This window comes from Achromobacter sp. ACM04 (assembly GCF_014851465.1).
GTDB classification, from domain to species: domain Bacteria; phylum Pseudomonadota; class Gammaproteobacteria; order Burkholderiales; family Burkholderiaceae_B; genus Achromobacter; species Achromobacter aegrifaciens.
The window spans coordinates 1,035,174-1,054,750 of the sequence record NZ_JACUZS010000003.1 but is presented as its reverse complement, the minus strand read 5'-3'; the positions used below and the strand labels follow the sequence as shown (position 1 = coordinate 1,054,750).

General features: G+C 65.2%; 20 protein-coding genes. 8 read left to right on the top strand and 12 right to left on the bottom strand.

What is annotated here, in order from left to right; all coding sequences use genetic code 11:
- Nucleotides 1-141 precede the first annotated feature (141 nt).
- Entirely contained in the window at nt 142-1,329 is a 1,188-nt protein-coding gene (gene alaC / locus IB259_RS21205; protein WP_008164319.1) for an alanine transaminase, read from the bottom strand.
- Between the two features lie 436 nt (nt 1,330-1,765).
- Here alaC and IB259_RS21200 point away from each other — a divergent pair, with 436 nt between their 5' ends.
- The 3 genes from IB259_RS21200 to IB259_RS21190 all read left to right on the top strand — a co-directional run bounded on the left by IB259_RS21200 (nt 1,766) and on the right by IB259_RS21190 (nt 4,450).
- Nucleotides 1,766-2,227 carry an Mth938-like domain-containing protein gene (locus IB259_RS21200; protein WP_054451080.1) on the top strand — a complete coding sequence of 154 codons (462 nt, stop codon included), beginning with the start codon at nt 1,766-1,768 and terminating at the stop codon, nt 2,225-2,227.
- Nucleotides 2,224-2,688: a peroxiredoxin gene (locus tag IB259_RS21195; RefSeq protein WP_054451079.1), complete on the top strand. Its 465-nt coding sequence runs from the start codon at nt 2,224-2,226 to the stop codon at nt 2,686-2,688. Before IB259_RS21200 ends, IB259_RS21195 begins: the two co-directional genes overlap by 4 nt.
- A 61-nt stretch (nt 2,689-2,749) precedes the next feature.
- Complete coding sequence (locus IB259_RS21190; RefSeq protein WP_054451078.1) at nt 2,750-4,450, top strand: PhoH family protein; 1,701 nt, start codon at nt 2,750-2,752, stop codon at nt 4,448-4,450.
- A 147-nt stretch (nt 4,451-4,597) separates the two neighbouring features.
- Here IB259_RS21190 and IB259_RS31250 read toward each other — a convergent pair whose 3' ends face one another.
- On the bottom strand, nt 4,598-6,019 hold the full coding sequence (locus tag IB259_RS31250) for a carbohydrate porin (protein WP_125470877.1): 1,422 nt from the start codon (nt 6,017-6,019) through the stop codon (nt 4,598-4,600).
- Nucleotides 6,020-6,459: 440 nt separating this feature from the next.
- Here IB259_RS31250 and IB259_RS21180 point away from each other — a divergent pair, with 440 nt between their 5' ends.
- On the top strand, nt 6,460-7,164 hold the full coding sequence (locus IB259_RS21180) for a TetR/AcrR family transcriptional regulator C-terminal domain-containing protein (protein WP_119450535.1): 705 nt from the start codon (nt 6,460-6,462) through the stop codon (nt 7,162-7,164).
- Between the two features lie 70 nt (nt 7,165-7,234).
- Here IB259_RS21180 and IB259_RS21175 read toward each other — a convergent pair whose 3' ends face one another.
- The 7 genes from IB259_RS21175 to IB259_RS21145 form a co-directional block, all read right to left on the bottom strand.
- Complete coding sequence (locus IB259_RS21175; protein ID WP_042792660.1) at nt 7,235-7,366, bottom strand: entericidin A/B family lipoprotein; 132 nt, start codon at nt 7,364-7,366, stop codon at nt 7,235-7,237.
- A 42-nt stretch (nt 7,367-7,408) separates the two neighbouring features.
- Entirely contained in the window at nt 7,409-8,104 is a 696-nt protein-coding gene (locus IB259_RS21170; RefSeq protein WP_054451075.1) for a fumarylacetoacetate hydrolase family protein, read from the bottom strand.
- A 166-nt stretch (nt 8,105-8,270) separates the two neighbouring features.
- Nucleotides 8,271-8,573 carry a Dabb family protein gene (locus IB259_RS21165; RefSeq protein WP_192330052.1) on the bottom strand — a complete coding sequence of 101 codons (303 nt, stop codon included), beginning with the start codon at nt 8,571-8,573 and terminating at the stop codon, nt 8,271-8,273.
- Nucleotides 8,573-10,450: an ABC transporter permease gene (locus IB259_RS21160; RefSeq protein WP_119450536.1), complete on the bottom strand. Its 1,878-nt coding sequence runs from the start codon at nt 10,448-10,450 to the stop codon at nt 8,573-8,575. Before IB259_RS21160 ends, IB259_RS21165 begins: the two co-directional genes overlap by 1 nt.
- 13 nt (nt 10,451-10,463) lie before the next feature.
- Nucleotides 10,464-11,156: an ABC transporter ATP-binding protein gene (locus IB259_RS21155; protein ID WP_054451072.1), complete on the bottom strand. Its 693-nt coding sequence runs from the start codon at nt 11,154-11,156 to the stop codon at nt 10,464-10,466.
- 1 nt (nt 11,157) lies between these two features.
- Entirely contained in the window at nt 11,158-11,919 is a 762-nt protein-coding gene (locus tag IB259_RS21150) for an ABC transporter ATP-binding protein (RefSeq protein ID WP_054451071.1), read from the bottom strand.
- A 10-nt stretch (nt 11,920-11,929) separates the two neighbouring features.
- Complete coding sequence (locus IB259_RS21145) at nt 11,930-12,709, bottom strand: SDR family NAD(P)-dependent oxidoreductase (protein WP_054451070.1); 780 nt, start codon at nt 12,707-12,709, stop codon at nt 11,930-11,932.
- 174 nt (nt 12,710-12,883) lie between these two features.
- On the opposite strand from IB259_RS21145, the gene IB259_RS21140 reads away from it, so the two are divergent.
- From IB259_RS21140 to IB259_RS21125, 4 genes are all read left to right on the top strand, one after another.
- Nucleotides 12,884-13,282, top strand: a complete 399-nt coding sequence (locus IB259_RS21140) for a cupin domain-containing protein (protein WP_054451069.1) — start codon at nt 12,884-12,886, stop codon at nt 13,280-13,282.
- A 68-nt stretch (nt 13,283-13,350) separates the two neighbouring features.
- On the top strand, nt 13,351-14,562 hold the full coding sequence (locus IB259_RS21135; RefSeq protein ID WP_192330051.1) for an ABC transporter substrate-binding protein: 1,212 nt from the start codon (nt 13,351-13,353) through the stop codon (nt 14,560-14,562).
- Nucleotides 14,562-15,323: an SDR family NAD(P)-dependent oxidoreductase gene (locus IB259_RS21130; protein WP_054451067.1), complete on the top strand. Its 762-nt coding sequence runs from the start codon at nt 14,562-14,564 to the stop codon at nt 15,321-15,323. Before IB259_RS21135 ends, IB259_RS21130 begins: the two co-directional genes overlap by 1 nt.
- Nucleotides 15,324-15,338: 15 nt before the next feature.
- Nucleotides 15,339-16,181 (top strand): IclR family transcriptional regulator, encoded by an 843-nt coding sequence (locus tag IB259_RS21125; protein WP_054451066.1) that lies wholly within the window; start codon nt 15,339-15,341, stop codon nt 16,179-16,181.
- On the opposite strand, the gene ppa is transcribed toward IB259_RS21125, so the two are convergent.
- The 3 genes from ppa to IB259_RS21110 are packed head-to-tail and all read right to left on the bottom strand — an operon-like array spanning nt 16,182 to nt 19,566.
- Entirely contained in the window at nt 16,182-16,712 is a 531-nt protein-coding gene (gene ppa, locus IB259_RS21120) for an inorganic diphosphatase (protein WP_013392552.1), read from the bottom strand.
- Between the two features lie 32 nt (nt 16,713-16,744).
- The gene (locus IB259_RS21115) at nt 16,745-18,367 is read right to left on the bottom strand and encodes a heme biosynthesis HemY N-terminal domain-containing protein (protein ID WP_192330050.1); all 1,623 of its coding nucleotides are present in this window, start codon (nt 18,365-18,367) and stop codon (nt 16,745-16,747) included.
- Between the two features lie 5 nt (nt 18,368-18,372).
- Nucleotides 18,373-19,566, bottom strand: a complete 1,194-nt coding sequence (locus tag IB259_RS21110) for a uroporphyrinogen-III C-methyltransferase (RefSeq protein WP_054451064.1) — start codon at nt 19,564-19,566, stop codon at nt 18,373-18,375.
- Between the last annotated feature and the right edge of the window lie 11 nt (nt 19,567-19,577).

Below are 19,577 nucleotides of genomic sequence, written 5' to 3'. Positions count from 1 at the left end.
TTTTCGGTTCTCCATAACTGCTGTGCGAGAGCTGCGCCCCCTGATACGGTGCCCCCCTATCGGGATGCCGCGGATCCGGCTCCGCCGGTCCGCAGGCATGCCCCATTGAGGGGGAAGCGCGCAGCGCTTCGGGGGTGGGCTCTACTTCAGCAATCCGTCCTTGCGGAACATGTCTTTGATGCCTCGCACCGCTTGCCGGGTGCGCTGCTCGTTTTCGATCAAAGCGAAGCGCACGTATTCGTCGCCATACTCGCCAAAGCCGATCCCGGGGGACACGGCCACCTTCGCATCCGACAGGACGCGCTTGGCAAATTCCAAAGAGCCCATCGCCCTGTAGGGTTCGGGGATCTGCGCCCAGATGTACATGGACGCCTTGGGAATTTCCACATTCCAACCTGCTTCATGCAAGCCGCGCACGAGCACGTCGCGGCGGCTTTGGTACTGCGCCACGATTTCGTTCACGCAGTCCTGCGGACCGTCCAGCGCGGCGATGGACGCCACCTGGATCGGCGTGAACGTGCCGTAGTCGTGATAGCTCTTGATGCGCGCGAGCGCGTTGACCAGCTCGCGGTTGCCGACCATGTAGCCGATGCGCCAGCCCGCCATGTTGTAGCTCTTGCTCATCGTGAAGAACTCGACGGCGACATCGCGCGCGCCGGGCACCTGCATGATGGACGGCGCCACGTAGCCGTCGAAGGTGATGTCGGCGTAGGCCAGGTCATGCACGACCAGGATGTCGTGTTCCTTGGCCAGCGCCACCACGCGCTCGAAGAACGACAGGTCCACGCATTGCGCGGTCGGGTTGCTGGGAAAGCCCAGCACCATCATCTTGGGCTTCGGGATGGACTCGCGCACGGCGCGTTCCAGTTCCTCGAAGAAGTCCACCCCCGGCGTCATGCGCACGGAACGGATATTGGCGCCGGCGATGACCGCGCCGTAGATATGGATCGGATAGCTGGGGTTGGGTACCAGCACGGTGTCGCCGCGGTCCAGCGTGGCCAGCATCAGGTGGGCCAGGCCTTCCTTGGAGCCGATGGTGACGATGGCTTCGGAATCCGGATCGAACTCGACCGCATAGCGGCGCTGGTACCAGTCACAGATCGCCTTGCGCAGGCGCGGAATGCCCTTGGACACGGAATAGCCGTGCGTGGTCGGGCGGGTCGTCGCTTCCACCATCTTGTCGACGATGTGCTTGGGAGTCGCGCCGTCCGGGTTGCCCATCGACATGTCGATGATGTCTTCGCCACGCCTACGCGCCGCCATCTTGAGCTCGCCGGTAATGTTGAAAACGTACGGGGGCAGACGCTCGATGCGGGAGAACTTCCTCATGATGGGAATCCTTAGGGGGCGATAAAAAGGGCGAAAAAACCAGGGCGCGAATGCGCGAAGGGGAAAAGGGTCCGAAACGCTGCGCCGGCAAGGGATTGCAGTGCAGCAAAACCCTGTAATCTAGCGCAAGGAGGGCTGTGCGGCAAATGGGGAAAAAAAGGGGCCGATTTCAGGGTCCGCCCGAGGGAAATCGCGTGGCAAAGAAGCCCTGTTTTGCCGCCGGGCCGCCCCAAGGCAAAACGCGCCCCCTCGGGGGCAGCAAGCGAGCGCAGCGAGTGCGGCGTGGGGGCCTCGGTTCTCCGCCGGGCCGCCCCAAGCAAAACGCGCCCCCTCGGGAGCAGTAAGCGAGCGCAGCGTGGGGGTCTCTCTCGTGGATACCCTGCAACATGGCGTCATCCCGATGCGCTATTATCGGGCCATATAGCCGGAGTTTTTATTGAAGCTGCATACCGATCCTGCGACGGCCGCTCTGAATACCGTCACCGCCTATGGCGATGGCTATATCGAGGTCAACCAGGTACGTTTTTCCTCCTCGGTCGCGTTCGGCCCCGAAGGCGAAGTGACCCACTGGCCTGTTGAGTCGCCGGCCGACATTACCCCCACCCTCTTGCGCCAGGCGGCCGGATTGTCCGAGCCCGTCCGCGACCCCATGGACTTTCTGGACGAACCGGAAGCCAGCCCCAGCCGTCCCGCGAATGCGCCGGAAGTGCTGCTGGTGGGCACGGGCGCGCGCCAGCAGTTCCTGCGCCCCGACGTGCTGCGCCCCCTGCTGGCGGCCGGCATCGGCGTCGAGATCATGGACACGCACGCCGCCTCGCGCACCTACAACATCCTGATGGCGGAGGGCCGGCGCGTGGTCGTGGCCCTCATCCCCCCCAACGGAGAATCCCAGAAATGACGCCGACCATAGGCAAACCCGCCCCGCTGTTCACCGCCGAAAGCACCATAGGTCCGATCAGCCTGGAGCAATGCCAGGGCCGCGCCGTGATCCTGTATTTCTATCCCAAGGACAACACGCCTGGCTGCACCACCGAAAGCCAGGATTTCCGCGACCTGCACGCCGAATTCCTGGCGGCCAGCGCGGTGGTCATCGGCATCTCGCGCGATTCATTGAAATCGCACGAAAACTTCAAGGCCAAGTACGAGCTTCCCTTCCCTCTCATCTCCGACGCCGACGAAACCGTCTGCAATCTGTTCGGCGTCATCAAGCAGAAGAACATGTACGGCAAGCAGGTGCGCGGCATCGAGCGCAGCACCTTCCTGATCGATGCCTATGGCGTGCTGGTGCAGGAGTGGCGCGGGGTGAAGGTCCCGGGCCACGCCAAGGAAGTCCTGCAAGCAGCGAAGAGCATCGGTTAGCCGTCAGCACAGGTTTTACCCGTCAGGCGCTATAGCCGGCCCACACTGGAGAGTGACAAATATGCCGCTTCCGAAGTTGCCCACCCGTCCCGCAGCCATCCTGACCTTCCCCTCGGGCGAATCCGCCCGGGCGCAGGCCCGCAGCACCAAGACCGCCGCTGCGCGGTCCAGTACCCAGGCAGTCCTCGCCGAGGACAACGAAGACGAGCTCCTCGTCCAGCCCGAACTTGAAGGCCTGGCCGCACCGGCCCGCAAGGCGCAGATCCCCGCGCCCGCCCGCCAGGTGCCGCCGCCGGCGCCAGCCGCTCCCGCTGCGCGCGCCGAAACGCGCCGCGCCAAGCCGGCGCCCGCCAAGCGCACCAAAGCCCGCGCCCAGAACGAACCGCGCAAGCTGTTCGTGCTGGACACCAACGTGCTGCTGCACGATCCCAGTTCCCTGTTCCGCTTCGAAGAGCACGACATCTTCCTGCCGATGATGACGCTCGAAGAGCTGGACCATCAGAAGAAGGGCATGTCGGAAGTGGCGCGCAACGCGCGCCAGGTCAGCCGTTCGCTGGACGCGCTGGTGCAGGACGCGACCCAGCTGGACGAAGGCCTGGAGCTGACCAAGCTGGGCAACAAGGACGCCACCGGCCGCCTGATGTTCCAGACGACCGCGATCCACAGCACGCTGCCGTCCGACCTGCCCATGGGCAAGGCCGACAACCAGATCCTGGGCGTCGTGCGCGCCCTGCAGGAAAAGTACCCGCAGCGCGAAGTCGTGCTGGTGTCCAAGGACATCAACATGCGCCTGAAGGCGCGCGCGCTGGGCATGGCCGCTGAAGACTACTTCAACGACCATGTCATGGAGGACTCGGACCTGATGTACTCGGGCGTGATGCAGCTGCCCGAGGACTTCTGGAACAAGCACGGCAAGGACGTGGAATCCTGGCAACAGGGCGGCACCACCTTCTACCGCATCCATGGCCCGCTGTGCTCGCAGTTCGTGGTCAACCAGTTCGTCTACTTCGAAGGCCAGATGCCGCTGTACGCGCAGGTGCGCGAGGTCAGCGGCAAGATGGCGGTGCTGGCCACGCTGCGCGACTACACCCACGGCAAGAACAACGTCTGGGGCATCACCGCGCGCAACCGCGAGCAGAACTTCGCCATGAACCTGCTGATGAATCCGGAGTGCGACTTCGTGTCGCTGCTGGGCCAGGCGGGCACGGGCAAGACGCTGCTGGCGCTGGCCGCGGGCATCACCCAGGTGCTGGAAACCAAGCGCTACACCGAAATCATCATGACCCGCGTCACGGTGCCGGTCGGGGAAGACATCGGTTTCCTGCCGGGTACGGAAGAAGAGAAGATGCTGCCCTGGATGGGCGCCCTGGAAGACAACCTGGACGTCCTGAACATGGGCGAAGGCGAAGGCAACGGGGACTGGGGGCGCGCCGCCACCATGGATCTGATCCGTTCGCGCATCAAGGTCAAGTCCCTGAACTTCATGCGCGGCCGCACCTTCCTGAACAAGTACCTGATCATCGACGAGGCGCAGAACCTGACGCCCAAGCAGATGAAGACGCTGGTCACGCGCGCGGGCCCGGGCACCAAGGTGATTTGCCTGGGCAACATTGCCCAGATCGATACGCCCTACCTGACCGAAGGCAGTTCCGGCCTGACCTTCGTGGTCGACCGCTTCAAGGGCTGGCCGCATTCGGGGCATGTCACCCTGCAGCGCGGCGAGCGTTCGCGCCTGGCCGACTATGCTGGAGATGTGCTGTAGGCCTCGCCCCCCATGCGCCTCCTGCCGCAGGCGACCAGCGCAGGCTCGGCCCAAGGAATGAACGCCCGATGAATCTCATCGGGCGTTTTTTTTGGCAGTCCCCATATAGGTAAAGATGGCCATGGGGTGGAAGGGAAGAATGCCCCCTTACATGAACATGTTGAACCCCACCAGAAAATTCAAGGCATTGTTGTCCACGGGCACGAATGACGGGGATCGGATGTAGCTGAGTCCCGTGCTCAGATAGACGCCGGGATAGAGGCGCGCCATGTAGGACACCATGGCCGCACTGCTCGAGTTGGCCGTGTCCACGCCCCGCTTGCCGAACGCGTCCTTCGCGGTATCGCTGAAATCCGACCAGGTGACCGTGGCGGATAGCATGTCATAGGGTCGCGATGGAAACGTCCCTATCGTATATAGCCTGGCCTCCACGAACTTGGTGTACAGATTCTGATCCGCGGGAGCAAGGTGCAAGGAAAGGCCGGCGTACCATCCCTGCGCAGACGAGGAGTTGGGCGTCAGCCGCGAAATCTGCTGGTCTCCCGCGGCATAGAGCGCGTAGTTGTTCGAGCTGCGCTGGCGGGAATCGAACCTGGCGTAGTCGGACGTATTGAAAATCCCCCCGATCCGAAACCATCTCGAAGGGTTGTCGGGACTTGCTTGCTGCTTCACTCCGGTTTCGTTGATCGCCAACCACCCGCTTCCCGGCGTTTTCCACTTCAGCCCATGCTGATGTTCCGACTCTTCGGCCTCTGCTCCATAGGGGCTTATGCTGCGCTGAATTCCGGTCTTGTTGTAGAAGCCGCCAGAGCCGTTGTAGGTCACGTTTACGCCCGGGGTGGCGAAAGGCAGGCGTGACAGGCCGACCTGAAAGGGAATGATGGCATTCATCCCTTGCGCGCCGACCGCCAACGAACCGCCAACGTACAAGCCCACGAACTCCAGGGCATTGCTGAGATAGCCTGCCTTCAACTCCCACTGACGGTTGTTGAATGTGGTGAAGTACGCCAGCCGGCTCAGCGCAATGTCCGCCGAAGGCCCCTTCGGCGCCCAGCTCGCGTGCCCCGTCATGGCGCTGAAAATCAACTGGCTTTGATCGTTTCCGTGCTGACCCAGGTCATAAGTCAGGACAAGCTGCTGTGTCTCCGCGACGGTGGGAACCTGGCCGTTGTACGACTGCTTGCGATGCGTCCTCGGGTTTCCGCCTTTGAGGTCGTAAGCCGCGGAGTTCAAGCTGACTATCTGAAAACCTATCCCGTGCCGCGCCAGGTCGGAACGAAATCCGCCGGCATCCCGCAGCACTGTGTCTCGAATCGACGGAATCCGGACCAGCGCGCCCTGCTCCATCAGGCGCTCAAGAGACGCAAAATCAGACGCAGGCGGCGGCGCGGATTCCGCGACCGAGGCCTCGGATGAGGGCCGTAGCTGAGCGACGGTTCCGCGCTCGAGCCCCGTTCGGGATTCAGAGGCATTGCAGTCCCATGCAATCGCCCCCATGGCGGTAAAGATCGACACGATCGAGTGCGCCGGCACTTTGACCTGGCGCGAATTGATGATCTGGTTTGGCACGCGGCCTCCTTCAATCCCGGATTTCTCGCTGGTTCTCTGAAAAATCTGGATTGTTTAGACATAACAATCGGGCATGTACGCATAGGTCATGGTCGATGCAAGAATTCAGGGAGGGGAGGCATCCCGATAGCGCGTCCGCAGCCGTCTCAATAGCCCGGCCCGGATGCTCCAGGCTTGGGGCCAATTGAGATATTTCATGCCGACCGGTGTCGAAAGTTGATCACTGGGCGAACCACCTCCATTCCGTGCAGCCTGCTGCTGGTCACGACGTTGTTGGCAGCGATCCATGCACCCTCTGATCAGCATCCCGCCTCTTCAACGCCATATTCCCGGCCGGGAATATGGCGTTGAAGTTAGTGTTACGATCAACTGAGGTCAAGCAGGGTTTTCCGCAGGATGTGCCATGCTTTCCGCGCTCAAGCAGACTTGAGGCGGCCTGCTTGTTGACCAAACATCACGCCGAAAAGACGATGAAAAAAGACGTTTTAGGGGAAGTTGAGCGCGGAAGAGGAGAACGAGCCGGCCTTGATCTGGACCGGATCTTGCGGGCGGCAAGGCGCATCGGTCACGACAAATTGTCGATGCAGGCACTGGCGGATGCGCTCAATGTGGACCGGAAGGCGCTCAACTATCACGTGAAGGATCGCCAGACGCTGCTGGCGCTCGTCGCAAAGGACACGCTGACGGCCAGCTTCAGCAGCGCCGACATCGCTCACGCGGCCACATGGCAAGACGCATGCAGGACCTACGCGACCCACCTGGTCGACGCAGCCGTCGCCATGGGGGGATTGGCGGAACATCTTCGCTTTGACGATTCCGAGCTGATGAGCTGGAACCTGCTGCCGACCGAGGAATTGCTCGAACAGCTGAATCGGGCGGGCTTCAGCGAAGCGGCCGCGGTGCGCCTGGCCGTGCTGCTGGCCGCCCTCTGCGTTGGCCATGTGAAGGATATCTGGCAGGCCAGGTCAGCGGTCGATCGCACCAGACCTCGCCAGCTTCAGAAATGGCTGGATTCGGTCGATGGAAAGTCCTATTCACGGCTACGCCAGGCCGTCGCATTGGGAATCGACACCTACGGGCCCGAGCAACTCGATTTCTCACTCAGGATTTTCATAGCGGGCGCAGAAGCACACCTTGCTTCCTAGCGCCTGAACGTACAAAGGCCTGAGCGGGGCGTGACTCCCAACTCAGGCCTTCTCAAAACCGCCCCGGCAATTACTTGTCGGCGGCGTTGGTAATGGCGTTGCCTGCCTTCGACATGTCCTTGCCCATGCCCGCGACGGTGTTGCAACCGGCGAGAACGAAGCCGAACACGACGAAGGCGGTCAGCACGATCTTGCTGCGCATGCTGGCGCTCCTGAAGTGGTGAAAACGGATCCGGGGCGTACTTTAAACGATCTGGACGCGCAGTTCACCCAGGCCTTCGACGCCGCCGGTGATCACGTCGCCTTGCAGCACGGCGCCCACGCCTTCGGGCGTGCCGGTGAAGATGAGGTCGCCGGGTTGCAGTTCGAACAGGCCGGACAGGTAGGAAATGCTCTCAGGAATGTTCCACAGCATCTGCGAAATGTCGCTGGACTGCTTGCGCTGGCCATTCACGTCCAGCCAGATGGCGCCCTTTTCCAGGGTGCCGACGACGCTGCGCGGATGGATCGGACCCAGCGGCGCGGACAGGTCGAAGGCCTTGCCGATTTCCCAGGGACGGCCCTGCTTCTTCATTTCGCCTTGCAGGTCGCGGCGGGTCATGTCCAGGCCCAGCGCATAGCCCCACACACACTCATTGGCCTGTTCGACCGGGATGTCGCGGCCGCCCTTGCCCAGCACCACGACCAATTCCATTTCGTAGTGCAGGTTGGAGGTCTTGGGCGGATACGGCATCTTGCCGGTTTCGCCGTCGGCCACGCTCAGCACGGCGTCGGCCGGCTTGCAGAAGAAGAACGGATCCTCGCGGCCCGTGAAGCCCATTTCCTTGGCGTGTTCGGCATAATTGCGGCCGACGCAATAGACGCGACGCACCGGAAACAGCGCGGCGCTGCCGGCAACGGGAACCGCGACGGGCGGCTGAGGGGGCAATACGTAGTCCATGTTCACTCGACCTATGAAGAATACGTGGCCGGAATCCGGCAATAGAAAACAGCCAGCCCCGCGAGGCGCCCGCTACCGCGGGCGGCCTGCCCTGCAGGCGGCCAGACGATGAAAAGTCATCCGCGAGTTTATCCCTTTCCGGGAGCCCGGGCGCGGTTCGGGCCATTCAGCTGAACGTAGGAATTTCCCCGTCATACACCACCAGGCGCTCGATGAAGCCGGCCATGTAGGCCTTCATCTCCTGGTGCGCGGGCGAGACCTGGTAGCGGTCATGCGCGGGGCTGTCCGCAAAGGCCGCCACCACGGCGTGGGTCAGGCCGTCCGAGCGGCTGGCTTCGTTGGGCCGGAAGGCGTAGCCCGCCACGCCTTCGCATTCGGCCTGGATGCGTTGGCAATAGCCCTGGACGCGGTCATGGAAGCGCGCGTCGGCGGCCTCGGACAGCTGCAGCATTACGACATGCAAGTACATCAGGATTCCTTTTTCGTACGGGTAAGCGCCAGCCAGGCCCGCGAGACCAATCCCATGATGCCGTCGCGGAACAGGAGGACGCAGAGGACGAAGATTGCGCCCTGGACGATGAGCACCCAGGAGCCCAGCGGCGCCAGGTAGTTCTGCAGCGACACGAAGGTGAACGCGCCGGCCAGCGGGCCGAACACCGTGCCGATACCGCCCAGCAGCGCCATCAGCACCACTTCGCCGTTGGCGTGCCAATGCACGTCCGTCAAGGACGCGACGCCGAACACCAGCACCTTCAGGCCGCCGGCCAGCCCCGCCACCGAGGCCGACAGCGTGAACGCCATCAGCTTGTAGCGCGAAGTGGAATAGCCCAGCGAGCGCGCGCGCTGCTCGTTGTCGCGCACCGAACGGATCACCTCGCCAAAGGGCGAGTTCAGCACGCGCAGCACGAAGGCATAGCCCAGCGCGAACACGGCCAACGTGAAGTAATACATCGGCATCACGCCTTCAAGATCGAAGATGCCGAACAGCTTGCCGCGCGGCACACTCTGCAGCCCGTCCTCGCCGCCGGTAAAGCCCGCCTGGACCGCGATGAAATAGACCAGTTGCGACAACGCCAGCGTGATCATCGCGAAGTAGATGCCCTGGCGCCGGATCGCGACGGCGCCAAACGCCAGACCCAGCAGCCCCCCCGTCAGCACCCCGGCCAGGAGGCCGAGTTCGGGCGTGGCGCTCAGCAGCTTCATCACGATGCCGGTCGCGTAGGCGGCCGCGCCGAAGAACGCGGCATGGCCGAACGACAGCAGGCCCACGTAGCCCACCAGCAGATTGAAGGCCGCGGCAAACAGCGCGAAGCACAGCACCTTCATCAGAAAGGTCGGATAGATGAACCAGGGCGCGGCGATGGCGGCCACGGCCAGCGCCGCCATCGCCACGCGCATGCCGCGGCGGCTCAGCTGCACCGGCTCGCGCGTGGCCTCGGCGGCCAGCACGTTCTGCACCTGCAGCGGCTTGCCGAACAGGCCCGCGGGCTTGCACAGCAGCACCAGCACCATGATGATGAAGATCGCCAGGTTGGCGGCCTCGGGATAGAACACCTTGGTCAGGCCTTCGATGATGCCCAGCCCGAAACCACTGATGATGGCGCCCATGATGGAGCCCATGCCGCCGATCACCACCACCGCGAACACCACCACCACGAGGTTGGAGCCCATCATCGGACTGACCTGGTAGATCGGCGCGGCGATCACGCCCGCCACCGACGCCAGCGCCACGCCCAGCGCGTAGGTCAGCGTGATGAGCAGCGGCACGTTGATGCCGAAGGAGCGCACCACCGTCGGATTCTCGGTGGCCGCGCGCAGCATCGCGCCCACGCGGGTCTTCTCGATCAGCACCCACACGGCCAGGCACAGCACCAGCGACACCGCCACCGCCCAGCCGCGATACCAGGGCAGGAACATGAAGCCCAGGTTGACGCCGCCAGACAACGCCTTGGGTATCGTGTAGGGCAACCCCGATACGCCATAGGCCTGACGCAGGCCGCCTTCGATCAGCAGCGCGATGCCAAAGGTCAGCAACAGCCCGTACAAGTGATCCATGCGGTAGGTGCGCGAGATCAGCAGGCGCTCGACCACGATGGCGAACACGGCCATGATGAGAGGCACCAGCACCAGCGCTGCCCAGTAGTTCACGCCCAGATAGTTCAGCAGCATCCAGGCCAGGAATGCACCCGCCGTGTACTGCGCGCCATGGGCGAAGTTGATGATGTTCAACAGGCCGAAGATCACCGCCAGCCCGATCGACAGCAGTGCGTAGAACGAACCGTTGATCAGGCCGAGCAGCAGTTGGCCGAATAGTGCCGTGGACGGCACGCCGAATATTTCGAACACGTGGATTCTCCCCTCAGACGCCCAGGCGGCGCTTGATCCGCTCGGGATCGTTGCGCGCTTCTTCTGCCGACAGCTGGTCGACCACGCAGCCGTGCTCCATGACGTAGTGGCGGTCAGCCACCTTGGTCGCGAAACGGAAGTTCTGCTCGACCAGCACGATGGTGAAGCCCCGCTCCTTCAGGGTGCGGATGGCATGCCCGATCTGCTGCACGATGACGGGCGCGAGGCCCTCGGTGGGTTCGTCCAGCAGGATGAGCTGGGCGCCGGTGCGCAGGATGCGCGCGATCGCCAGCATCTGCTGTTCGCCGCCCGACAGGTTGCCGCCGGAACTGGCGCTGCGTTCGCGCAGGTTGGGAAACAGCGTGTAGATTTCGTCCAGCGACATGCCGCCATCGGCCAGGCGCGGCGGCAGCATCAGGTTTTCGGTCACGTCCAGGCTGCGGAACACGGCCCGTTCTTCGGGGCAATACACCACGCCCAACCGCGGAATGCGGTGCGCCGCCATGCCCACGGTCTCCTGGCCGTTCAAGCGGATGGAACCGCGCCGCTTGTCCATGATGCCCATGATGGCGCGCAGCGTGGTCGTCTTGCCCGCCCCGTTGCGGCCCAGGATGGTGACGAGTTCGCCGCGCCTGACTTCCATGTCCACGCCGTGCAGCACGTGGGATTCGCCGTACCAGGCGTTGAGGTCCTTGATAACCAGCATCTCAGTGCGCCTCCTCGTCGGAGCCCATGTAGGCCGTGATGACGCGCTCGTCGCTCGACACGGTGGCGTAGTCGCCCTCGGCCAGCACCGCGCCGCGCGCCAGCACCGTGATGGTGTCGGACAGATCCGCGACTACCGACAGGTTGTGTTCGACCATCAGGATGCTGCGGTTGGCGGACGCGCGCCGGATCAGCGCGGCGATGCGGGTCACGTCCTCCTGGCCCAGGCCCGCCATGGGCTCGTCCAGCAACATGATTTCCGGCTCCAGCGCCAGAGTCATCGCGATTTCCAGTGCGCGCTTGCGTCCATATGGCAGCAGCGCCGCGGTGGTGTGCGCCAGGCCGGAGAGGCCGACCGCGTCCAGCAGTTCCATGGCGCGGCCGTTCAGGCGGTCGATGCTGCTGCGGCTGCGCCAGAAGCGCCAGCCATCGCCGTGCTGGCGCATCAGCGCCACGCGCATGTTCTGCAGCGCCGTCAGGCCCAGGAACACGGCGGATATCTGGAACGAGCGGACGATGCCCAGGCGCGCGATCTGCTCGGGCGCCAGCGCCGTGATGTCGCGGCCGCGATAGTGGATGACGCCCGCGTCGGGCGTGAGGAACTTGGTCAGCAGGTTGAAGCAGGTGGTTTTGCCTGCGCCATTGGGGCCGATCAAAGCATGGATGGAGCCTTCGCGCAGGGACAGGGACACGCCGTCGACGGCATTGAAGCCGCCGAACCGCTTGACCAATCCCTGGGCGGACAGGACCGCTGGGGTGTTCATGGGCGCGCTCCTACATGCGGGCCAGCAGGCCGCCGTCGATCGCCAGGACGTGTCCGTTGACGAACGCGGCGCCCGGCGAGGCCAGGTAGACCACCGCGGGTGCAATGTCTTCCGGCGCGGCCCAGCGGCCGGCGGGTACCGCCGTGGCCAGGAAGGACTGGAACTGCGGATTGTCCTGCAGCCCCTGCGTGAAATCGGTGCGCACGAAACCGGGCGCCAGCGCATTGCAGGTGATGCCGCTGGCGCCGTATTCGACCGCCAGCGCGCGCGTGAAGGCCGCGATCGCGCCCTTGGCCGTGGCGTAGGCGGCGATGTTGGGCATGGTGGCCTGCCCTGCCACGGACGACATCAGCACGATGCGGCCGAAGCCGCGCTTGCCCATGCCTGGCAGCACGGCCCGCGCGCAATGGAAGGCGCCGTTGACGTGCACGTTCTGCAAGGCCTGCCATTCGGCGGAGCTCATTTCCACCACGGGCTTGCGGTTCTGGTTGCCGGCATTGCTGACCAGTACGTCGACCGCCAGCCCTGCGTTATCCAGTTGCGCGACGGCATCGGCCACGGCCTTTTCGTCGGCGACATCGAAAGGCGCCCCGTGGGCCTTGATGCCTTCGGCCGCCAGGCGCTCGCAGGCGGCCGCGCAGGCCTCGCCGGAAAGATCGTTGATTACCACCTGGGCGCCAGCCTGGCCCAATGCCCGCGCGATGGCGTAGCCCAGTCCCCTTGCTGCGCCCGTCACCAGCGCGACGCGCCCCGCCAGACCGAACGTGCGGTCCAGATAGTCGTGTTTCAAGCTTGTCTCCTTGGTCTTATATGCGCCGGATTTCTTGGCCCGGCCTGTGTCGCTGCATGCTTGCGCCGGGCGAAAACATGATTGACATAAATCTCAATATACGCGACTATTTTTAAACACTCAATAACAAGATTTTTTCTTTATCTCTCATAAAGAGTTCTGGTAGGAGACATCATGGCCCTGGAAACTCCCGGCTGCCCCGCAGCCAACGCCTTGCCGCCCCTGGCTTCACGCTTCCTCAAAGTTGCCGATCTGCCGTGGAAACCGACGCAAGTGGAAGGCATAGACATGAAGGTGCTAATGCAGGACAAGGAGACCGGCTTGCTGACCGCCCTGTTCCGCTGGCAGCCCGGCACCGAGCTGCCCCTGCATGAGCACGTGGAGGTCGAACAGACCTTCGTGCTGGAAGGCTCGATCGTCGACGCCGAAGGCGAGGTCTGCGCTGGCGACTACGTGTGGCGTCCGCGCGGCAACCGGCACGTGGCGCGCGCGCCCAATGGCGCCCTGGTGCTGAGCTTCTTCCTGAAACCCAATATGTTCATCGACGCCTACGCCGGCCAGACGCTGGAGTAAGCCGCCCCGGCGCGACCGTCCGGCACAGGACGGCGCGCAAAGAAACTAGCCCCCGAGGAGACATACCCATGAAGACCCGTTTGAAGAACAGCCTGGCCGCCTGCGTGCTGGGCGCCCTGTCCGTATCCGCCCAGGCGCAGGTGTCCGATGACGTCGTGAAGATCGGCGTGCTCGGCGACCAGTCCGGCATGATGGCCGACTTGTCCGGCAAGTTCGGCGTGGAAGCCGTGAAGATGGCCGTCGAGGATTTCGGCGGCACCGTGCTGGGCAAGCCCATCGAAGTGATCTCGGCCGACCACCAGAACAAGGTCGACATCGGCGTGGCGACCGCGCGCCGCTGGTACGAGAACGACAAGGTCGACCTGATCCTGGACGTGCCCAACTCCGCCATCGCGCTGGCGGTGCAGGACCTGACCCGCCAGATGAAGCGCGTGGTGATCTTCACCAGCGCAGGCTCCGCCGACCTGACCGGCAAGGCCTGCTCGCCCAACGGCATGCACTGGACCTACGACACCTACGCCTACGCCACCGGCGTGGCCAACGGCGTCATGGAAGACGGCGGCAAGAGCTGGTACTTCATCACTTCCGATTACGCCTTCGGCCATTCGCTGGAGCGCGACGCCATGGCGGTGGTCAAGGCCAAGGGTGGCCAGGTCGTAGGCAGCGTGCGCCACCCGATCGCCAGCGCGGACTTCTCCTCGTTCCTGCTGCAGGCGCAGGCCTCCAAGGCCCAGGTGATCGGCCTGGCCAACGGCAGCGGCGACACCATCAACAGCATCAAGCAGGCGTTCGAGTTCGGCATCATGGGCAGCAAGCAGCGCGTGGCCGCCCTCTTCATGAGCATCGTGGACGTGCGCAGCGTGGGGCTGGAATACGCGCAGGGCCTGAACCTGGTGGAACCCTTCTACTGGGACCTGGACGACAAGTCGCGGCAATGGTCCGAGCGTTATTTCAAACGCACCGGCCGCATGCCGTCCATGGTCCAGGCCAGCAACTACAGCGCCGCCACGCACTACCTGAACGCCGTCAAGGCGGCGGGCACGGACGCGTCCGAGCCGGTGCTGAAGAAGATGCATGAGACGCCCATCAACGACTTCATGACCGAGAACGGCCGCATCCGCGAGGACGGCCGCATCATGCGCGATCTCTATCTGTTTCAGGTCAAGAAGCCCTCGGAATCCAAGCGCGACTGGGACTACTACAACCTGGTGCGCAAGATTCCGGCCGAACAGGCCTTCCGTCCGCTCAAGGACGGCGCCTGCCCGCTGGTGAAATCGTGATGGACGGCGCGCTTGGACTGCTGGCCGGCAAGCGCGCCATTGTCACGGGGGGCGCCAACCCCCGTGGCATAGGCGCCGCCATCGTCGAGCTCTTCATCGCCCAGGGCGCCACGGTCGCGGTGTTGGACCAGGCCTATCCGGAAGGCGCCGGCGCGGCGCTGGCCGCGAGCCGCATCGACCTGCACTGCGACGTGTCCCGTTCGGCCTCCTGCGAGGCGGCGATTGCCCGCGCCCGCGAGGCGCTCGGCGGCATCGACGTGCTGGTCAACAACGCCGGCATCGTCGCGGCCACGCGCATCTGGGACCTGCCCGAGGACGAGTTCCGCCGCATGGTGGAGGTGAACCTGACCGGCACCTACAACGTCACGCATGCGGCGCTGCCGGAATTGCTGCAAAGCGCGCGGCGTCCGGCCATCGTCAACCTGGGCTCCACCGCCGCCTTGCGCGGCGGCGGCCTGCTGGGCGGCTCGCATTACGCCGCATCCAAGGGCGGCGTCATCAGCTTCACCAAGGCGCTGGCGCGCGAGCTCGGCCCGCGCGGGGTGCGCGCCAATTGCGTGGCGCCCGGCATCATCGAAACGGACATGACGCTGGGAAAATTCGGCGAAAATTGGGAACAAGAACTCAAACAGGGCATTCCGCTACAGCGTTTCGGCTCGCCCGCCGAAGTCGCCCAGGCCATACTTTTCCTGGCCTCGGACCTGTCCTCCTACTCAACCGGCATCGTGGTCGACGTCAATGGCGGCTTCCACATTCACTAGGCGCGCCCTCCCGCAATGAGCACTCCAGACCGCATGTTGTCCATCCTCGACCTCTTTCGCGACGACACCACCGCCGCGTTCCAGGAAGACGTCATGGCGCATCTGGACTGCTCGCGCGCCACGGCTTACCGCTACCTCAAGTCGCTGACCGAAAGCGGGCTGCTGGCGCCCACCTCGGGCGGCGCCTACGTGCTGGGGTCGCGCATCATCGAGCTGGACCGCCATCTTCGCCAGCACGATCCGCTGATGCGCGCGGCGCGCGAGGTCATGCGGGCCACCGGCGACGAGCTGCACGCCAACCTGATGCTGTGCAACTACTACGGCGACAAGGTCATGTGCGTGGACCGCTACTGGACCGATGATTCCATCGAATCGAGCTACGCGCGCGGCCGTCCCTACACCATGTTCCATGGCGCCACCGCCAAGCCCATCCTGGCCAACCTGCCGCCGTACCAGCTGCGCAACCTGATGCTGTGGCACGCCGCGGAAATCCGCGAAGCCGGGCTGGGGGAGGATTGGGACGAATTCCGCGCCAACCTCAAGCGCCTGCGCGCAGCCGGCGTCTACGTGTCGCACGGCGAGGTCGACCCTGGGCTGATAGGCATAGGCTCGGCCATCTTCAGCGCCGAACAGAAAGTCGTGGGCAGCCTGGTGTTCATCGCCGCCGAAGCGCGCACCTCGGCCGAGCGGCTGGAGGTACTGCAGGCGCGCATCCAGATCGCGGCCGCGCAGGTGTCGCGCAATCTGCAGGCTCCGCAAAGCAACGGCGCGGCGGCGATCGGCATCATGCCGTCGCGGCCGCGCCGCATCAAGACGTCAGCCGGCGGCGCTGCGCCGGCCAAATCCAGGAAGCCGTAATCAGGCCTTGTTGTAGCGCTCGGCGCTGCGGACGATTTCCTCGTGCGCGGCGTCCAGGCCCTTCCAGCCCTTGACCTTGACCCACTTGCCCTTTTCCAGGTCCTTGTAGTGCTCGAAGAAATGCTGGATGCGGGAGATGTCTTCCGCCGGCAGATCTTCGTAGGACTTGATGTTGCGGTACGGGGGGTACAGCTTTTCGATCGGCACGGCCAACAGCTTGGCGTCGCCGCCCGACTCGTCGTCCATTTCCAGCACGCCGATGGCGCGGCAGCGCACGACCGCGCCGATCTGGATCGGGAACGGGGTCAACACCAGCACGTCGGCGGGGTCGCCGTCTTCGGACAGGGTTTGCGGGATGTAGCCGTAGTTGCACGGGTAGTGCATGGCAGTCAGCATGAAGCGGTCAACGAAAATCGCGCCCGTGTCCTTGTCGACCTCGTACTTCACCGGGTCGGCGTTCATGGGGATTTCGATGATGACGTTGAAGTCTTCCGGCAGCTTCTTGCCAGGGGAGACGCGATCAAGACTCATGATTCAACCTTGTTGTGTGTCTGAAGGATTGTTCAAATCGAGCCGTCGTCCTTGAACGGCGGCTTGGTAGCCGGCACGGGCGCGGCGGCAGGCGCGGGCTTGGACCCAGCGGGCGTAGCCGGAGCGTACGTGGGCACGGGATCATCGAAAGCCGCCGCCGGGATGGGGGCGCTGTCGAAGTACTCGTCGATGTCGGAGGTGCCGCCGCCGGCCAGCGGGGCATCCTCGGGAGCCAGCGCACGCTCGCGCTGTTCTTTGTTCTCGCGGGCGTCCGGATCCAGCACGTAGTCGGAGGCCGACGCCGCCACGGCCGGCGGCAGCGCGGGGTAATCGCCGCCGAGTTCGGTGTCGCTGTCGACGTCGGACAGGCCCACCGCATAGCCGCCTTCGGCGTCCACGCGGTAAGGATCCGAACCGGTGTCCGCGGCCGGCAAGGCGGCATCCGCCGCCAGCACCGGCAGCGCCATGCTGGCCGCCGTTGCCAGGCGCCAGTGGCGCACTGCGTCGGCGGGACGGTCCAGGCGGTCGTACAGGCTGCCCAGCAGCGCATGCGTCTGCGCATCGCTGCGGCGGCTCAGGCTGCGCAACAGATAGCGTTCGGCCTGGCCCCAGAGCTGGCCGTTCAGGCACAGCATGCCCAGCGCGGTGAGCAGGTCCGGATCGGTGGGACGCTGTTGCAGCCAGGTTTCGGCACGGGCCAGCCGGCGCGACACCTGCTCGGCCTCGCAGCGGGCGTAGGCAGCCACCAGGGCGGGATTGAACTTCACGGCGACTGCGGCTTCCAGCACGCGTGCGGCCTCGCTGGTTTCGCCGGCGGCCTCGAACGCCGCCGCGCCCGCCAGCGCGATTTCCGGCAGGAGGCGCTCCTCGGCCTTGAGATCCTTCCAAATGGCGCGCCAGGCGTCGCTGCCACCTGCGGCGGCGGCGCGCAACCGCGCCGCGCCCGAAGCGTCGATCAATTGATCGGCTTCGGAACGGGCCAGCGCATTGCGGCGCACCAGGCCCCGCGCCAGCGTGAACACCTGTTCGTCATGATGCAGGGCGGTGTGCGCACGCAGCAGCAGGCGCATGGTGTGCAGATGGCGCGCGCCGCCGTCGGCCAGCGGCTCCAGCACGGCCAGCGCACGCTCGGCGCGGCCCTGGTCCAGCAGCATGTCGGCCGACACGGTGGCAGTGGCTTCGATCAGGCCGGCATCCGTGCCGGCTTGCTCCTGCGCGATCGCCAGCAGGCGGTCGCGGCGGTCGAACTCGCCCAGGCCATGCGTGGCGCGGGCGGCGGACAAGGCTGCCAGCACGCGGCGCGTCTGGACCTTGGTCTGGTCCAGCAGCTTGGTCAGGTCTTTTTCGGCGGTGGTGTAACGCCCTTCCAGCAGGCCGATCCAGCCGCGTTCCAGCAATTCGTGGTCGCGCGCCTGGGCGCGCTTGCCGCGCCAGGCCCGCACGCGGTCGGGGATGGCCAGCAGCCACGCCAGCAGGCGCAGGCCCACGTACAGCACGATGAAGGCCGCGACGATCAGCAGGACCGCCAACGTCAGCGACATGCTGATGCGCCACGGCCAGACCAGCAACAGCACGTTGCCGGAGTGCGAACGCAGCACCACCGCCAGGGCGACGGCGACGACGGCGAGCAGCAGTGTCCAGAACCAGGTACGCATAAGCCTCAGTCCTGTCCGCTGGTCTTGAAGCCCGCGGCGCGCAGCGCGGCCACGGCGTTCAGGCTGTCGGCCACTTCCGGCATGCGCACGGCAATGTCGGTCTGCGCCAGTTCGCGTGCCAGGGTCTGGGCCGCGACGGTGTCGGGGGACCGGCCGTCGAAATACTTGGCGAGCGTGACGCCGACGTTGTCGAGTTCGCTCTTCCAGACGGCGGGCTGGCGCATCAGCATGGCCAGTTGCGCCGTCAGCAGGCGTTGGCGCAGCGTGCCGCGCACCTGGTCGGCCTGGTCGGGCGACAGCAGCAAGGCAGCCGGCTCGTCCACGCGCTGGATCGTGATCAGGCCGCCCAGTTCATGCGCCAGCGCGGAGCCGGCGCGGCCGGGCCAGGAGGCCATCTCGGCGCGCCAGCGCTGCCACCAGGGCGCGTCGGCCGGCAAGCCCGCCAGCGGATCGACCGCGGGGGCAGGTGCGGCCGCCGGCGCGGCTTCGCCGGCAGGCGCCACACCCGGGGCGGCGGCGTCCGGCACCAGCAGCGGCGCCTTGCCGATCAGCGCCACCAGGCGGTCGATGCGGGCCGACTGGGCAGGGATATCCACGGTGGACACGGCGCGCAAGCGGTCCAGGTCGCCGTTGATGGCTTGCTGCAGGCTGGAGAAACGCGGGCGGTCGGCGCGCGCCAGGCGCGATTGCGCCGTTTCCAGCGCCACGATCGCGTTGGAGACATTGCCGGCCAGGCGCAGTTGCTGGTTGGCAATGGTCAACAGGCGCTCGACGTCGTTGGCAAGCAGTTCGTCGCTGGCGCTGTCGTTGAAGTTCTGCCAAGCCAGCTGCAAGGCGTTGTACTGGCTTTGGGTTTCGCGCACGGTGTCTTCAAGTTCGCCGACGCGGCCGGCCTGGGCTTGGGCCAGGGCCAGGGCCTCGCGGGTGTCCTTGCGGGCTTGCGCCAGATCGGTGGTCAGCGTTTCGAGGCGCGTGGCGACCTCGCGGCCGGCGGACACGAACTGGGTGCGCTGCATCCAGAGGGCGTAACCCAGGCCGGCGGCCAACAGGATCAGGATGATGAGGGCGGGGACCAGCGGGCCACTGCGGCGCTTGGCCGGGCGGGCCTTGACGGAATCGGCCGGGGCCGACGCGGGCGCGCTTGCACCCGGGGCGGCCGTCGGAACGACCGGATCGGTAGCGGGAGTCTTGTCTGTCATGACGCGATTGT